Origin of the sequence: Inhella gelatinilytica (assembly GCF_016093295.1) — a bacterium.
GTDB classification, from domain to species: domain Bacteria; phylum Pseudomonadota; class Gammaproteobacteria; order Burkholderiales; family Burkholderiaceae_C; genus Inhella; species Inhella gelatinilytica.
In genome coordinates this window covers 149916-164491 of record NZ_JAEDAL010000003.1, presented here as the reverse complement: position 1 = coordinate 164491, position 14576 = coordinate 149916, and the positions used below count along the sequence as shown (strand labels likewise).

At 61.4% G+C, this 14576-nt stretch carries 15 protein-coding genes; 9 read left to right on the top strand and 6 right to left on the bottom strand.

Features of this window, described 5'->3' with window-relative positions; all coding sequences use genetic code 11:
* Positions 1–48 precede the first annotated feature (48 nt).
* Positions 49–3036 carry a bacteriohemerythrin gene (locus tag I7X43_RS08680; RefSeq protein WP_198100540.1) on the top strand — a complete coding sequence of 996 codons (2988 nt, stop codon included), beginning with the start codon at positions 49–51 and terminating at the stop codon, positions 3034–3036.
* Positions 3037–3118: 82 nt separating this feature from the next.
* Here I7X43_RS08680 and gltA read toward each other — a convergent pair whose 3' ends face one another.
* From gltA to sdhC, 6 genes are read right to left on the bottom strand one after another with little or no spacing between them, the layout of a single operon-like run.
* Entirely contained in the window at positions 3119–4429 is a 1311-nt protein-coding gene (gene gltA / locus I7X43_RS08675; protein ID WP_198100714.1) for a citrate synthase, read from the bottom strand.
* A gap of 27 nt (positions 4430–4456) precedes the next feature.
* The gene (locus I7X43_RS08670; protein ID WP_198100539.1) at positions 4457–4753 is read right to left on the bottom strand and encodes an FAD assembly factor SdhE; all 297 of its coding nucleotides are present in this window, start codon (positions 4751–4753) and stop codon (positions 4457–4459) included.
* Positions 4753–5460: a succinate dehydrogenase iron-sulfur subunit gene (locus I7X43_RS08665; RefSeq protein WP_198100538.1), complete on the bottom strand. Its 708-nt coding sequence runs from the start codon at positions 5458–5460 to the stop codon at positions 4753–4755. Before I7X43_RS08665 ends, I7X43_RS08670 begins: the two co-directional genes overlap by 1 nt.
* 11 nt (positions 5461–5471) lie before the next feature.
* Positions 5472–7244 carry a succinate dehydrogenase flavoprotein subunit gene (gene sdhA / locus I7X43_RS08660; RefSeq protein WP_198100537.1) on the bottom strand — a complete coding sequence of 591 codons (1773 nt, stop codon included), beginning with the start codon at positions 7242–7244 and terminating at the stop codon, positions 5472–5474.
* 3 nt (positions 7245–7247) lie between these two features.
* The gene (gene sdhD, locus I7X43_RS08655) at positions 7248–7607 is read right to left on the bottom strand and encodes a succinate dehydrogenase, hydrophobic membrane anchor protein (RefSeq protein WP_198100536.1); all 360 of its coding nucleotides are present in this window, start codon (positions 7605–7607) and stop codon (positions 7248–7250) included.
* A 10-nt stretch (positions 7608–7617) separates the two neighbouring features.
* Positions 7618–8043 (bottom strand): succinate dehydrogenase, cytochrome b556 subunit, encoded by a 426-nt coding sequence (sdhC, locus tag I7X43_RS08650; RefSeq protein WP_198100535.1) that lies wholly within the window; start codon positions 8041–8043, stop codon positions 7618–7620.
* 188 nt (positions 8044–8231) lie between these two features.
* On the opposite strand from sdhC, the gene I7X43_RS08645 reads away from it, so the two are divergent.
* The 8 genes from I7X43_RS08645 to I7X43_RS08610 all read left to right on the top strand — a co-directional run bounded on the left by I7X43_RS08645 (position 8232) and on the right by I7X43_RS08610 (position 14514).
* Entirely contained in the window at positions 8232–9221 is a 990-nt protein-coding gene (locus I7X43_RS08645; RefSeq protein WP_198100534.1) for a malate dehydrogenase, read from the top strand.
* Positions 9222–9302: 81 nt separating this feature from the next.
* The gene (locus I7X43_RS08640) at positions 9303–10286 is read left to right on the top strand and encodes an HpcH/HpaI aldolase/citrate lyase family protein (RefSeq protein WP_198100533.1); all 984 of its coding nucleotides are present in this window, start codon (positions 9303–9305) and stop codon (positions 10284–10286) included.
* Between the two features lie 39 nt (positions 10287–10325).
* Entirely contained in the window at positions 10326–10817 is a 492-nt protein-coding gene (locus I7X43_RS08635; protein WP_198100532.1) for a hypothetical protein, read from the top strand.
* Positions 10818–10996: 179 nt separating this feature from the next.
* Entirely contained in the window at positions 10997–11209 is a 213-nt protein-coding gene (gene rpsU / locus I7X43_RS08630; protein ID WP_198100531.1) for a 30S ribosomal protein S21, read from the top strand.
* A gap of 80 nt (positions 11210–11289) precedes the next feature.
* Positions 11290–11736 carry a GatB/YqeY domain-containing protein gene (locus tag I7X43_RS08625; protein ID WP_198100530.1) on the top strand — a complete coding sequence of 149 codons (447 nt, stop codon included), beginning with the start codon at positions 11290–11292 and terminating at the stop codon, positions 11734–11736.
* A gap of 1 nt (position 11737) precedes the next feature.
* Positions 11738–12085, top strand: a complete 348-nt coding sequence (locus tag I7X43_RS08620) for a protein tyrosine phosphatase family protein (RefSeq protein WP_198100529.1) — start codon at positions 11738–11740, stop codon at positions 12083–12085.
* 132 nt (positions 12086–12217) lie between these two features.
* A complete protein-coding gene (locus I7X43_RS08615; RefSeq protein WP_310737543.1) occupies positions 12218–12733 on the top strand; it encodes a TRAP transporter small permease subunit in 516 nt (171 codons plus the stop codon).
* Entirely contained in the window at positions 12730–14514 is a 1785-nt protein-coding gene (locus I7X43_RS08610; RefSeq protein WP_198100527.1) for a TRAP transporter large permease, read from the top strand. Before I7X43_RS08615 ends, I7X43_RS08610 begins: the two co-directional genes overlap by 4 nt.
* Positions 14515–14576: the final 62 nt, after the last annotated feature.

Genomic DNA, 14576 nt, shown 5'->3' with positions numbered 1-14576 from the left:
CCACGCGGGGATTCGGCGAAGATCAACCGTTCGCTCCCCTTCCCCACCATGGCCGACATCACCATTTTTCCGTGGGATCCGCACTTCGAGACGGGCTTGCCCGAGATCGATGCTCAACATCGGCACTTGGCGTTGATGTTGGACGAGTTGGCGCGTGCCATTGCCCTGGGAGGTGCAATCCCCCCGCTTGGTGGCCTTTTGGATCAGTTGGAGCAGTACGCGCAAGAACACTTCTCGACCGAAGAGCGCATCTGGCGGGACGCCTTGGGCGAGTTGCCCTTTGACCTCAGCCACCAGGCTGCGCACCAGTCATTTCGAGACCAGATTGCCGCCCTGCATGCCGGCTTGGAGCGCGGTGATGCCAACGTCACCACCCAAACGCTGAACTTCTTGGTGCAGTGGTTGGTCGCCCATATCTTGGGGACGGACCGCCATATGGCGCTGCTGGTGAAAGCTCTGCGGGGGGGACTGAATTTGCCGGCGGCGCAGCAGGCCGCACGCCAACAATGGGAACAGTCCGCCGAGTCTCTGGTGCAGGTCACCCTGGCCTTGGTGAGTAACCTGGCCACCAATTCCGTGCAACTGGTTCAGGAAACAGCCTCCCACCAGCAAGCCCAGGTGGCTCTTCGCAACAGCGAAGCCAACTTCCGCGCGTTCTTTGATTCCAGTGAAGATTTTTTGTTCGTCGTGGACCCGGCGGGCACCATCTTGCAGGTCAACCAAACGGTTTTGACCCGGTTGGGGTACTCCGAGTCCGCCTTGCTGGGGCGGTCCATTCTGGGGCTGCACCCACCCGAGTTTTTGCAGGAAACCCAGCTGTGGTTTGAAGAAATGGTGCGGGGGGAGCGCGAGCAGTGTGACGTGCCCCTGCTGTGTGCCAATGGCCGCAGCATTCCGGTGGAGAGTCGCATTGCGCACGGCCATTGGAATGGCCGGCCCGCGATCTTTGCCACCTGCCGAGATGTCAGTGATCGTCTACGGGTCGACGCCGAACTGCGGTCCAGTTTGGCGTTCAATGAATCACTGATTCACACCATGGCCGATGGGATAGCAGTCTGTCACGCCATTGAGGCCCCACCCTTTGTGGCGTTCTTGCTTTGGAACCCGGCCATGGTGGCCCTGACCGGGTACTCGCTGGAGGAGATCAACCGCCTTGGCTGGTACCAGACGGTCTACGTTGACCCCGACGTGCAAGAAAAAGCACGGGCCCGCATGGACCGCATGCGCGCCGGCGACCACCTAAGGCGCGAAGAGTGGACGATTACCCGCAAAGACGGTACGCGCCGCACGGTCGAAATCAGCACGGACATCATCAGCCACGCCAGTGGGCGCGCGCACGTGATGGCGGTGATGCGAGACATCACGGAGCGCAAAATCATTGACCGCCAGCTGCGCGAGTCCGAGGCGCGGTTTCGCACCCTGGTGGACCAGTCGCCGCTGGGCATTCAAATCCTGGGCCCGGACGGTTTCACTCGGCGGGTCAACGCGGCTTGGGAGCGCATCTGGGGCGTGCCGTTCGAAGCGCTGGCGGCGTACAACGTTTTGGAGGACGCGCAATTGGGGCGCATGGGCATCCTGCCCGCGCTCAAAGCCGCATTTCGCGGCGATGCCGTCGCACCCTTGACGATGGAGTACGACCGCGCCGACAACCCCAAGGTGACTTGTGAGCTGGGGCCCTTCTTGGTGCGCACCATTTTGTACCCGAGCAAGAACGCGGACGGTCAGGTGACTGAACTCGTGCTGCTCCAAGAGGATGTCACCGAACAAAAGGCCATCGAAACCGAGCTGAAACGCCACCGCCACCACCTGGAACAGTTGGTCGAAGAGCGCACGCTGGAGCTCACCGAGGCCAAAGAGGCGGCGGATGCCGCCAACGTGGCCAAGAGCGCCTTTCTGGCCAACATGAGTCACGAGATTCGCACGCCCCTGAACGCCATCATGGGCATGGCCCGGATGATTCGGCGCGGCAAACTGGATGATCGGCAAGGCGAGCACCTCAATCGACTCACGCAAGCCAGCGAACACTTGCTGGGCATCATCAACGCCATCTTGGAACTCTCCAAGATCGAAGCGGGCAAGATGGTGCTCGAACAGCAACCCGTTCAAGTCTCCAGTCTTGTGGCCAATGTGGTGTCCATGATCGCGGAGCGCGCCCAGGCCAAGCAGTTGCGGATCGAAACCGAGGTTCACCCAGTGGCCAGTGGGCTGCTCGGAGACCCCTTGCGGCTGCAACAAGCGCTGCTGAATTTCGCCACGAACGCCGTGAAGTTCACCGAGCGCGGCAGCGTCACGCTGCGCGTCCTGGTCGAAGAAGAAAGCGACGCCGACGTGAAGCTGCGTTTCGAAGTGGCTGACACGGGGATCGGCATTGCTCCCGAAACGCTGCAGCGCCTTTTCGTGGCATTTGAGCAAGCGGACAACAGCACCACGCGGCAATATGGCGGTACTGGCTTGGGCTTGGCGATTTGCCGCAAACTGGCCCAGGCCATGGGGGGCGATGCCAGCGCGGAGAGTCAGCCCGGCGCGGGCAGCCGCTTTTGGTTCACCGCCCGCCTGCAAAAAGTTGGCCCGCAGCGCCCCGAGGGGCCCAGACTGCTGCAGGCCGAAGCCGAGCGGGCACTCCGCCAGCTGCACACAGGCCGCCGTGTCCTGCTGGCCGAAGATGAGCCGATCAACCGCGAAATCACCGAGGCCCTGCTGAACGATGTGGGCCTGGTGGTGACCTCCGTGGAGGATGGCGCGGCCGCGGTCGAATTGGCGCAGGCGCAGGACTTTGATGTGGTCCTGATGGACATGCAGATGCCCCGCATGGATGGATTGGAGGCCACACGAAGACTGCGAAGCCTGCCCCGCAGCGCCGACTGGCCCATCATTGCCATGACGGCCAACGCTTTTGTCGAGGACCGCAACCGGTGCCTAACCGCCGGCATGTCAGATTTCGTCTCCAAGCCGGTCTACCCCGAAGCGCTGTATGGCGTGCTGTTGCACTGGCTTCAGTGCACCGCACGCCCCAATTCATCCACGCCGTCCGAATAACAAAACGCCCCCCACTTCACAACAGCAGTGGGGGGCGTGGACCGTTCAAACCCGAGCCGCAGGACTCGGTCTCGGGCGGGTCTTAGCGTTGGCCAATCGGCTTGACGTCACGCGAGCTGGCGCCGACGAAGAGCTGGCGCGGGCGACCGATCTTGTACTCGGGGTCGCCGATCATCTCGTTCAGCTGAGCGATCCAACCCACCGTGCGGGCCAGAGCGAAGATCGCCGTGAACAGCGGCACCGGGATGCCAATGGCGCGCTGCACGATGCCCGAGTAGAAGTCGACGTTCGGGTAGAGCTTGCGAGCAACGAAGTATTCGTCTTCCAGCGCGATTTTCTCGAGCTCCATCGCCAGCTTGAACAGCGGGTCGTCCTGCAGGCCGAGCTCGCCCAGGACCTCGTGGCAGGTCTCGCGCATCAGCTTGGCGCGCGGGTCGTAGTTCTTGTAGACGCGGTGACCGAAACCCATCAGCTTGACGCCGCTGTTCTTGTCCTTCACCTGCTTGATGAACTCGCCGATCTTGGCCACGCCGCCGTTCTGCTGGATGTCGCCGAGCATGTTCAGGCAGGCCTCGTTGGCACCACCGTGCGCCGGTCCCCAGAGGCAGGCGACGCCCGCCGCAATTGCTGCAAACGGGTTGGTGCCCGAGGAGCCGCACAGACGCACGGTCGAGGTCGACGCGTTCTGCTCGTGGTCGGCGTGCAAGGTGAAGATGCGGTCCATGGCGCGGACCAGCACATCGTTGGGCTTGTACTCCTCACAGGGCGTGGCAAACATCATGCGCATGAAGTTGCCGGCGTACGAGAGGTCGTTCTTCGGGTAGATGTAGGGCTGGCCGATGGTGTACTTGTAGGCCATGGCCACCAGCGTGGGCATCTTGGCGATCAGGCGGATCGCCGCGATTTCGCGGTGTTCGGGGTTATTGATGTCGGTGCTGTCGTGATAGAACGCCGACATCGCCCCCACCAAACCGGTCATCACCGCCATCGGGTGGGCGTCACGGCGGAAACCACGCAAGAAGAACTGCATCTGCTCGTTCACCATCGTGTGACGCATCACGCGGTGGTTGAACTCGTCCTTCTGGCTCTGATTCGGCAGCTCTCCGTACAACAGCAGGTAGCAGGTTTCCAGGTAATCGCAGTTCACGGCCAGCTGCTCGATCGGGTAGCCGCGGTACAGCAGTTCGCCCTTGTCGCCGTCGATGTAGGTGATCGTCGAGTTGCAGGAGGCCGTCGACAGGAAACCGGGGTCGTAAGTGAACTTGCCGGTCTGGGCATACAGCTTGCGAATGTCAATGACATCCGGGCCGATCGAGCCCTTGTAGAGGGGCAGCTCCATGCTGGGACTGCCATCGCTGAAAGCCAGCGTGGCCTTGACGTCGGAAGGGGTCATCATGGGATGGGGCTCCAGATTGGGGGTTTATGGGGAATTCTGACGGTCAGGCGGCTCGCGCAGCAAGTGCAGCAGACGGTGAATCTGCAAGTCGTCAAGTTCGCCTTCAGGTTCGCGGCGGGCCAGCAACAGATCAAGCAAGTCGTTGTCCGCCAACTCCATCAAACGCGTCATGGCAGCACCCAGGTCTTCCGTCAACCGGTCGCCATGGCGCTCGAAGAAACGCTCGATGAACAGGTCGTTCTCCAGCAACCCACGCCGGCAACGCCACCGCAGTTTGGAAAGCGATCGCTCATCGAGCAGGGTTTCGGCGGACATGCTCATCAGATGGCGCGACGCACCATCAATTCTTTGATCTTGCCGATGGCCTTCGTGGGGTTCAGTCCCTTGGGACAGACATCCACACAGTTCATGATGGAATGGCAACGGAAGAGGCGATACGGATCTTCCAGGTTGTCCAGGCGCTCCGCCGTGGCTTGATCGCGACTGTCCGCGATAAAGCGGTAGGCCTGCAGCAGACCGGCCGGTCCCACGAATTTGTCCGGGTTCCACCAGAAGCTCGGGCACGAGGTCGAGCACGACGCACACAAGATGCACTCGTACAGACCGTCAAGCTCCTCGCGCTCCACGGGTGACTGCAGACGCTCTTTGTCCGGCGGCGGCGTGTCGTTGACCAAGAAGGGCTTGATCGAGTGGTATTGCTTGAAGAACTGCGTCATGTCGACGATCAGGTCGCGAACCACGGGCAGCCCCGGCAGCGGCTTGAGCACCACCTCGTTCGGCAGCGAGCGCATGTTCGTCAAGCAAGCCAGGCCATTTTTGCCGTTGATGTTCATCGCGTCCGAGCCACACACGCCTTCACGGCAAGAGCGGCGGAACGACAGCGTGGGATCGACGGATTTCAGCTTGACCAGGGCATCCAGCAGCATGCGCTCCGACCCATCGAGCTCGATCTCAAGGGTCTGCATGTAGGGCTTGGCGTCCTTGTCCGGGTCGTAGCGATAGATCTTGAAGGTGCGTTTATTCGCCATTCTTGTTCTCCTTAGAAGGTGCGCACCTTGGGCGGGATCGATTCCACAGTGAGCGGCGTGAGCTTCACCGGCTTGTAATCCAACCGCGAACCTTCGCTGTACCACAGCGAGTGCTTCATCCAGTTGGCATCGTCGCGGTTCGGGAAGTCGTTGTGGGCGTGCGCACCCCGGCTTTCCGGACGGGCCGCGGCTGACACGATGGTGGCCTGAGCCGCCTCAATCAAATTCTCGACTTCCAGCGCTTCCACGCGCTCGGTGTTGAACACCTTGCTGGTGTCCTTCAGGCCGATGGCCTTCACACGTTCGCGGATCTCCGCCACGCGCTTGACGCCCTCTTCCATGGTGGCCTGGGTGCGGAACACGCCGGCGTGCTTTTGCATGGTGGCGCGCAGGTCGTTGGCCACGTTTTGCGCGTACTCGCCGCTCCTGGCTGACTCCAGTCGGGCCATGCGAGCCAGGGTGCGATCGGCCGCGTCCTTGGGCAAGGGCTTGTGCTCGCGGTTCTTGAGATTGAACTCGACGATGTGCTTGCCCGCTGCCCGGCCGAACACGACCAGATCCAGCAGCGAGTTGGTGCCCAGGCGGTTGGCACCGTGCACCGACACGCACGAACATTCACCCACGGCGTAGAGCCCGTTGATGACCTCATTGGGGTTGCCGTTCTGGGGCACCACCACCTGACCGTTGATGTTGGTCGGGATCCCGCCCATCTGGTAGTGGATGGTCGGCACCACCGGGATCGGCTCCTTGGTGATGTCCACGTTGGCAAAGTTGTGGCCGATCTCAAACACCGAGGGCAGGCGCTTGAGGATGGTTTCCTTGCCCAGGTGGGTCATGTCCAGCAGCACATAGTCTTTGTTGGGACCACAGCCGCGACCTTCCTTGATCTCCTGATCCATGGAGCGGGAGACAAAGTCGCGCGGCGCCAAGTCCTTCAGCGTCGGGGCATAGCGCTCCATGAAACGCTCGCCGTTGGCGTTGCGCAGAATCGCGCCTTCGCCGCGGCAGCCTTCAGTCAACAGCACACCGGCGCCGGCCACGCCGGTGGGGTGGAACTGCCAGAACTCCATGTCTTCCAGCGGGATGCCCGCACGCGACGCCATGCCCAAACCGTCGCCGGTGTTGATGAAGGCATTGGTCGAGGCTTGATAGATGCGGCCCGCGCCGCCCGTGGCCATCAGCACGGTCTTGGCCTCAAGGATGTAGACCTCGCCGGTCTCCATCTCCAAAGCGGTCACGCCCACACAGTCGCCATCGGCGTCGCGGATCAGGTCCAGCGCCATCCACTCCACGAAGAACTGGGTGCGGGCCTTGACGTTCTGCTGGTACAGCGTGTGCAACAGCGCATGGCCGGTGCGGTCGGCCGCGGCACAGGCACGCTGCACCGGCTTTTCACCGTAGTTGGCCGTGTGGCCACCGAAGGGGCGCTGGTAAATCGTGCCGTCCGGGTTGCGGTCGAAGGGCATGCCGAAGTGTTCCAACTCGTAGACCACTTTCGGCGCCTCACGGCACATGAATTCGATGGCGTCCTGGTCACCCAGCCAGTCTGACCCCTTGACGGTGTCGAAAAAGTGATAGTGCCAGTTGTCCTCGCTCATGTTGCCCAGCGAAGCCCCGATACCCCCTTGTGCGGCCACCGTGTGCGAGCGGGTCGGGAACACCTTGGACAGCACGGCCACATTCAAACCGGCAAGTGCCAATTGAAGAGAGGCACGCATGCCAGAGCCGCCGGCCCCGACGATGACGACGTCGAATTTGCGACGGGCCAATTGAGAAGTTTGCATGGCTTAGAGCCTCCAGAGCACTTGAACCGCCCAGCCGGTGCAAGCCACCAGCCAGACCAGGGTGAACACATGCAGGGCCAGGCGAACGCCGACCGGCTTCACGTAGTCCATCCAAATGTCGCGAATCCCCACCCAGGCGTGATACGCCAACGAGAGGATGACGGTAAAAGTCAGGGCCTTCATCCACTGGGCCGAGAAAATCCCCGCCCAGCGGTCATAGCCGAGTTCCCCCGGCATCAACACCTGGACCAAGACGGCCAGGGTGAACAGCGCCATCAAGGCGCCCGTGATCCGTTGGGCCAGCCAGTCCCGCAGCCCGTAGTGGGCGCCGGTGACCAGACGCTTGTTTCCGTAAGTGGTCATTTCAGGTTCCTCAGTACAGGCCAAACAGCTTGGCGCCGAGCAGCGCCGTCAAGATCAGACTCAGCGTCAGCACCACCACCGCGCTGGACTGGCCTTGCGCCTTGCTGACGCTGTGCGTCACATCCATCCACAGGTGCCGCGCGCCCGCCAGAAAGTGGTGCAAATAGGCCCAAATCAGCCCCAAGCTCACGAGCTTGATCAGCCAGCCCGGCACAAACCCGATACCAGCCACAAAGGCGACCCGGAATTCGTCGTAGCTGATTTCACTGGTCAGGCTCTTGTCAAAGAACCAAACCAGCAACGGCAACAAGAGAAACAGCAGCAAGCCGCTGATGCGATGCAGGATCGAGACAAAGCCCGCCGCCGGCAAGCGATAGGTCGTCAAGTCCCGGAAGACATTGAGGTTGGTGAATTGAGGGCGTGTTTTGGTGTTCATTGGGTGCCTTGAATGCTCAGTGAGGACTGAAACGGCAAGAAACAACGGCCGGGCATTCTAGGCAACGCGCCTATCGTGCGCCTGACAAAGAAGCTTGACGTGCAACAGAAACACCGTCAGAAATCAGTAGGAACCCTGCCCTACACTCGCCCCCATTTCTCACTCAACTCACCCTTGGAGCCTCGTCCATGAGCAAGAAACCCGTTCGCGTCGCCGTCACCGGCGCAGCCGGTCAAATCGGTTACGCCCTGTTGTTCCGCATCGCCTCCGGCGAAATGCTGGGCAAGGATCAACCGGTCATCCTGCAACTCCTGGAAATTCCGGACGAGAAAGCCCAGAACGCGCTCAAGGGCGTGATGATGGAATTGGAAGACTGCGCCTTCCCGTTGCTGGCCGGCATGGAAGCCCACAGCGACCCGATGACCGCTTTCAAGGACACCGACTACGCCCTGCTCGTGGGCGCACGTCCGCGCGGCCCGGGCATGGAGCGCGCCGACCTGCTGGCCGCCAACGCCCAGATCTTCACCGCACAGGGCAAGGCCCTGAATGCGGTCGCCAGCCGCAATGTCAAGGTGCTCGTGGTCGGCAACCCCGCCAACACCAATGCCTACATCGCGATGAAATCGGCTCCGGACCTGCCGGCCAAAAACTTCACGGCCATGCTGCGCTTGGACCACAACCGCGCGGCCAGCCAAATTGCCGCCAAGACCGGCAAGGCCGTCGGCAGCATCCGCAAACTGACGGTTTGGGGCAACCACTCGCCCACCATGTACGCCGACTACCGCTTCGCCACCATCGACGGCGCCTCGGTCAAGGATCTGATCAACGATCAAGTCTGGAACAAGGACGTGTTCCTGCCCACCGTGGGCAAGCGGGGCGCAGCCATCATCGCCGCCCGTGGCCTCTCGAGCGCCGCCTCGGCCGCCAACGCCGCGATCGACCATATGCGCGACTGGGCCCTGGGCACGCAGGGCGAATGGGTGACCATGGGCATCCCGTCTCTGGGCGACTATGAAATCCCTGAGGGCGTGATGTACGGCTTCCCCGTGACCTGCGAAAACGGCGAATACAAGATTGTGCAAGGCCTGGAGATCGATGCCTTCAGCCGCGAGTGCATGACCAAGACCCTGAACGAGTTGTTGGAAGAAAAAGCGGCCATCGAGCACTTGCTGAAATAAGTGCCATCACGCGCCCAATGGCGCGCGAACTAAAGTCCTGGGCCGGTTCAACCGGCCCTTTTTCGTTTCGAGCCCTGCACCATGTCGCACCCTTTCATCCACCCGCGCAATGCGCTCTTTTTGGAAAGCGCGCCGGCGCCTTCGCTCCCCCGGGTCGACCACTACTGTGGCGTGGAAAGACTGATGCGCAAGAGTTTGGCGCTGCAAGCCACACGCGGCCCGCTCTTTGATGTCACGCTGGATTGCGAGGATGGTGCGGCCATCGGGGCCGAAGCGGAGCACATTCAGCTCGTCACGGAATTGCTGAACGGTACGGACAACCGCTTTGGCCGGGTCGGCGTTCGCGTTCACCCCGTCGATCATGGGGCTTTTGACCTGGAATTGGCCGCTTTGGCCGCCAGTTCGATCCAGCCCGCCTACCTGATGCTGCCCAAGTTGGCGTCTGCAGCGCAGCTCGCGCTGGGAATCGAACGGGTGCGGGCCGCCTGGGTGGACCGAGAGCCGCCCCCGCTGCATGGGCTGATCGAAACCCATGGCGGCCTGCGGGATGTCGAACAGATGGCCGCACATCCGAGCATCGAATCGCTCTCATTCGGCCTGATGGACTTCGTGTCCGCCCACCACGGCGCGATTCCCCGCAGTGCGCTCACCCTGCAAGGGCAATTCGAACACCCCCTGGTGCTCCGAGCCAAGCTGGACATCAGCGCGGCCTGCCATGCGCACGCCAAGGTGCCTTCGCACTGCGTCGTGACCGAACTGAAGTCCCCGGCCGATCTCGAAGCCGCCGCCCGGAAAGCCTCGCAGAGCCTGGGCTATACCCGCATGTGGAGCATCCACCCGGATCAAATTGACCCGATCCTCGCCGCCTTCATGCCCAGCACGGCCGAGGTCGAAGAAGCCATCGAGATCTTGGAGTTGGCCCAGAACGCCCACTGGGCCCCCATACGCCATCGCGACCATCTGCACGACCGCGCCAGCTATCGTCTGTTTTGGTGCCTGCTGGAGCGCGCCTATCAGACCGGGTATCCCCTGTCACAAGACGTCACACAGCGCTATTTCGCCTGAGCGAAAATCATCCCCTCCCGAAGCTGTTTGAGGCCCTCCATGCGCGCACTCTTGGTTGCCACCCTGATTCTGGCCCTGACTCCCAGCTGGGCGACACCAACCGTGCCCAGCACCAAGAGCAGCCGCAAAGTCACCAAAGCTGTCGCCCCAGTCCCCGTTCAGGAGCCGCTGCCGCTGGATGACGCCCAACTCTCGGTAGTCCCCAATGTGCTGTTGGGCGAGTCGCAGTGCGAATTTGGCCGCAAGGTACGGTTGGAACCGCATCCGCAGTGGAATGGGCGCTTCTTGCTGACCTTGGATCAGAAGGTCTACACACTCACCCCCCAACCGACCACCACAGGTGTTATCCGCCTGGAGAATACTCAGGATGGGCTGTTGTGGCTCCAGGTGCCCGTGAAGTCGATGCTGATGAATTCCAAGATCGGTCAGCGCATGGCGGACAACTGCCTGCACAGCGCCCAGGTTGCCGAAGTGGAAGCGATGCGGGTGCAAGAAGAAGCGACAAGCACCACGCAAACCCTTTCGCAGTAAACGCGAGAATTTCCCGCGAATTTCGATATACTCTCAGGCTTTGCTAGCAAACCCTCGCATCGATTCGTCAGGATAGGGTGTGCAAAGGTCAGCCGGTACTTCGGTCCGGACCCCGAGCGCCTGCCAGCCCTGTATGCCCGCCGCGAACACCGAGCGAAATCTGAAGGAAGCTTTCCCCCATGACCACCATCCGCGTCAAAGAGAACGAGCCGTTCGACGTTGCCCTGCGCCGTTTCAAGCGCACCATTGAAAAGCTCGGTCTGCTGACCGATCTGCGTGCCCGCGAGTTCTTCGAGAAGCCCACGGCCGAGCGCAAGCGCAAGAAGGCCGCTGCTGTCAAACGCCACTACAAGCGCGTTCGCAGCATGCAGCTGCCCAAGCGCATGTACTGATCGGCTTCGGCCCATCAAAAAAGCCCGCGTCCCAGCGGGCTTTTTGCTTTCCAGCATCCTCTGACCTTCTAGGAGCCCCCATGAGCCTGAAAGAACGCATCACCGAAGACATGAAATCCGCCATGCGCGCCAAAGAGACTGAGCGCTTGGGCACGATTCGCATGTTGCTGGCCGCCGTCAAGCAAAAAGAAGTGGATGAGCGCATTGTGGTGGACGACACCCAGCTCATTGCCATCGTCGACAAGCTCATCAAACAGCGCAAAGACGCGATGGAGCAGTTCCGTGCGGCTGCGCGTGAGGATCTGGCCTCCAAGGAAGAAGCCGAAGTGGCGGTGCTGCAGGTCTACCTGCCCGAGCGCCTTTCCTCCGAAGCCATAGAAGCCGAGGTGCGCGCCATCGTGGCCGAGGTGGGTGCGACGGGACCCGGCGACATGGGCAAGGTGATGGGGGCGGTGAAGGCCAAGCTCGCCGGCAGGGCAGACATGGGATTGGTGTCTGCAGTGGTGAAGAAAACACTGGCGGGCTGACATGCACAGCATCACGATTCGCCCCATCGCCGAACACGTTTGCGCCGCTCCGCAATTGGGGCCGGAGCACATGGCCGAGCTCGCGCGCTTGGGTTTCCGAAGCGTGATCAACAACCGGCCCGACTACGAGCACGGTCCGGATCAGCCTGAAAACGCGGCGATCGAGGCGGCCGCACTGGCGGCCGGTCTGGAATACCGTTTCTTGCCGGTGAGCGGCGGTTTTCAAACCCCAGCCCAAATCCAGGCGTGCGCCGAGCTGCTCCGCACGCTGCCCCCGCCGATTCTGCTGTTTTGCCGCTCTGGCAGCCGCTCAACCCAGCTCTTCCTACAAGCCCGCGAACTGGGGTAATCGCATGATTTGCCCTAGAGCCCCCCACCTAGAATCGCGCCTCATTGCGCCGTCTGGCGCACGGAGGGGCAAGTGCACGGGTTGCTACAGTTTTCGCAAGCCATTGATCGGCTGAGCATTTGGATTGGAAGTGTGCTGCGGTGGTTGGTACTGGCCGCCGTGTTAGTGAGCGCCGGAAATGCGGTGGTCCGCAAGGCCTTCAATATTGGCTCGAACGCCTTCCTCGAAATCCAGTGGTATGCGTTTGCCGCGGTATTTATGCTGGGCTCGGGCTATGTATTCCTCCGCAATGGACACGTACGGATCGACTTTCTGTCCAATCGACTCTCCACGCGCGCCAACGCAATCATCGATCTACTCGGGATCCTGATGGTCCTCACGCCATTTAGTTGGCTGCTCATCGATCTGTCATACCCGCTGTTCACCCAAGCTTGGCATTCGGGTGAAATGAGCCAAAACGCAGGCGGCCTCGTTCGCTGGCCCGTGATGCTTCTGATTCCGCTGGGGTTCACCCTCCTGTGGATACAAGCCTTCTCCGAAATCATCAAGCGCGTGGCGTATCTAAGGGGTCACCTTGAGCACCCCTTTAGCGTAGAAAACTCGCACGCGACTGCGCCGGCAAGCCCTGCGCCCGAGGGGCAAGCATGACGCTCTGGATGGCTCAGAATTTTGTGCCCTTGATGTTTCTCGGGCTGTTTGTGCTCCTGCTCACCGGCATCCCGGTGGCTTTTGGGCTGGCCGCAACAGGGCTGCTGTTTGGTTTCATTGGTATGGAACTCAGCACCCTTCACCCCGACATCTTGCACATTGGGGCCAGCCTGTTTCAAGCTCTGCCCCTGCGGGTGTTCGGCATCATGCAGAACGACACCCTGCTGGCGATTCCTTTCTTCACGCTGATGGGCATCATCCTGGAGCGCTCAGGGATGGCCGAGGACCTGCTGGAGACGGTCGGGCAGGTTTTCGGCCCCGTTCGGGGGGGCCTCGCAATCGCCGTGATTTTGGTCGGCGCATTGCTCGCCGCCACTACCGGCGTGGTGGCGGCGGCGGTTATTTCGATGGGACTGATTTCCCTGCCCATCATGCTTCGCTATGGGTACAACCGAGCGATTGCGACGGGAACCATCACCGCTTCGGGAACGCTGGCCCAAGCGATCCCGCCAAGCCTCGTTCTGATCGTGCTGGCTGATCAGCTCGGACGCTCTGTGGGTGACATGTACGCGGGTGCGCTGGTTCCGGGGCTGATGCTCGTCGGCCTCTACCTGCTGTTTATCGTGGGCGTGGCCATCGTCAAACCCGCATGGGTTCCGGCCCTCCCTGTCGAAGCGCGCATCTACCGAGAGGCGAACGGCCGTTCAGGCCACCGTTCCTTGATGGTCCTGGTGTTGATCTGTGTAGGCGCGGGCCTGTTCTGGTCGACTCAACACGAACGGCTGATGGGTGCTTGGCTCCAGCGGGGCACCGCGGCACCGCAAGATGAAATCGTGATCATGTCGATGACCGTCGCCGCCCTTTTGGCTTGGGGACTGGCCCTCGCAAACAAGCTGTTGAGGCTGAACCTCTTGTCGCGCTTGGCGCAGCAGGTCACCTTTGTCCTGATTCCGCCGCTGGTGCTGATTTTTCTGGTACTTGGGACGATTTTTCTGGGCGTGGCGACCCCCACTGAGGGCGGCGCCATGGGGGCGGTGGGGGCCCTGGTGATGGCGCTGGCCAAGCAGCGGTTGAGCCTCAAGTTACTCAACCAAGCCTTGGACAACACCCTGCGTCTGTCGTGCTTCGTGCTGTTCATCCTGATTGGCTCGACGGTCTTCAGTTTTACGTTCAACGCGGCGGATGGGCACGTCTGGGTCGAACACTTGTTTGATCAGCTCCCCGGTGGGGCCTTGGGCTTCCTCATCGTCGTGAACCTCTTGGTTTTCATCCTGGGTTGTTTCATCGACTTCTTTGAGATCGCCTTCATCGTGGTCCCAATCCTGGCCCCGGTGGCCGCCAAGGTACTGCCAGAAATGGTGCCCTGGATGACCCCCGACATGGTCATGATCTGGTTTGGCGTGATCCTGGCAATGAACCTGCAAACTTCTTTCCTCACGCCCCCCTTCGGCTTTGCCTTGTTCTACCTGCGCAGCGTTGCCCCCCAGAAGGATTACCAAGACCGCATCACCGGGGCGACCATCCCTGCGGTCAGCACCTCCCAAATTTACAAAGGCTCGATCGCGTTCATCGTTCTTCAGCTCCTGATGGTCGCCGCAGTTATCACCTTCCCTGGCTTGGTTTCACAGGACCCTGTGACCAACGCGAAGGATGTGGATGTGGAGCAGATTTACCAGAACATGGAACCCGCGATGCCCAGTTTCGTGCCGCCACCGCCCATGGAGGAGGAGTCTCCGTCCTCCCCTGCTTCACCAGCCAGTGAACCGGCATCGACACCCTGATTCAGGATCGTCCATCAACACAAAGGGCCCCCGCGGGGGCCCTTTGTCCATGGTTTCAAAGC

What these genes read in the sequence shown, in the direction of transcription:
- I7X43_RS08640 (WP_198100533.1), top strand. Translation starts at nt 9,303, where the DNA reads ATGTCGCACCCTTTCATCCACCCGCGCAATGCGCTCTTTTTGGAAAGC.
- I7X43_RS08625 (WP_198100530.1), top strand. Translation starts at nt 11,290, where the DNA reads ATGAGCCTGAAAGAACGCATCACCGAAGACATGAAATCCGCCATGCGC.
- I7X43_RS08610 (WP_198100527.1), top strand. Translation starts at nt 12,730, where the DNA reads ATGACGCTCTGGATGGCTCAGAATTTTGTGCCCTTGATGTTTCTCGGG.
- I7X43_RS08645 (WP_198100534.1), top strand. Translation starts at nt 8,232, where the DNA reads ATGAGCAAGAAACCCGTTCGCGTCGCCGTCACCGGCGCAGCCGGTCAA.
- sdhD (WP_198100536.1), bottom strand. Translation starts at nt 7,607, where the DNA reads ATGACCACTTACGGAAACAAGCGTCTGGTCACCGGCGCCCACTACGGG.
- I7X43_RS08620 (WP_198100529.1), top strand. Translation starts at nt 11,738, where the DNA reads ATGCACAGCATCACGATTCGCCCCATCGCCGAACACGTTTGCGCCGCT.
- I7X43_RS08635 (WP_198100532.1), top strand. Translation starts at nt 10,326, where the DNA reads ATGCGCGCACTCTTGGTTGCCACCCTGATTCTGGCCCTGACTCCCAGC.
- gltA (WP_198100714.1), bottom strand. Translation starts at nt 4,429, where the DNA reads ATGACCCCTTCCGACGTCAAGGCCACGCTGGCTTTCAGCGATGGCAGT.
- sdhC (WP_198100535.1), bottom strand. Translation starts at nt 8,043, where the DNA reads ATGAACACCAAAACACGCCCTCAATTCACCAACCTCAATGTCTTCCGG.
- I7X43_RS08680 (WP_198100540.1), top strand. Translation starts at nt 49, where the DNA reads ATGGCCGACATCACCATTTTTCCGTGGGATCCGCACTTCGAGACGGGC.
- rpsU (WP_198100531.1), top strand. Translation starts at nt 10,997, where the DNA reads ATGACCACCATCCGCGTCAAAGAGAACGAGCCGTTCGACGTTGCCCTG.
- I7X43_RS08665 (WP_198100538.1), bottom strand. Translation starts at nt 5,460, where the DNA reads ATGGCGAATAAACGCACCTTCAAGATCTATCGCTACGACCCGGACAAG.
- sdhA (WP_198100537.1), bottom strand. Translation starts at nt 7,244, where the DNA reads ATGCAAACTTCTCAATTGGCCCGTCGCAAATTCGACGTCGTCATCGTC.
- I7X43_RS08670 (WP_198100539.1), bottom strand. Translation starts at nt 4,753, where the DNA reads ATGAGCATGTCCGCCGAAACCCTGCTCGATGAGCGATCGCTTTCCAAA.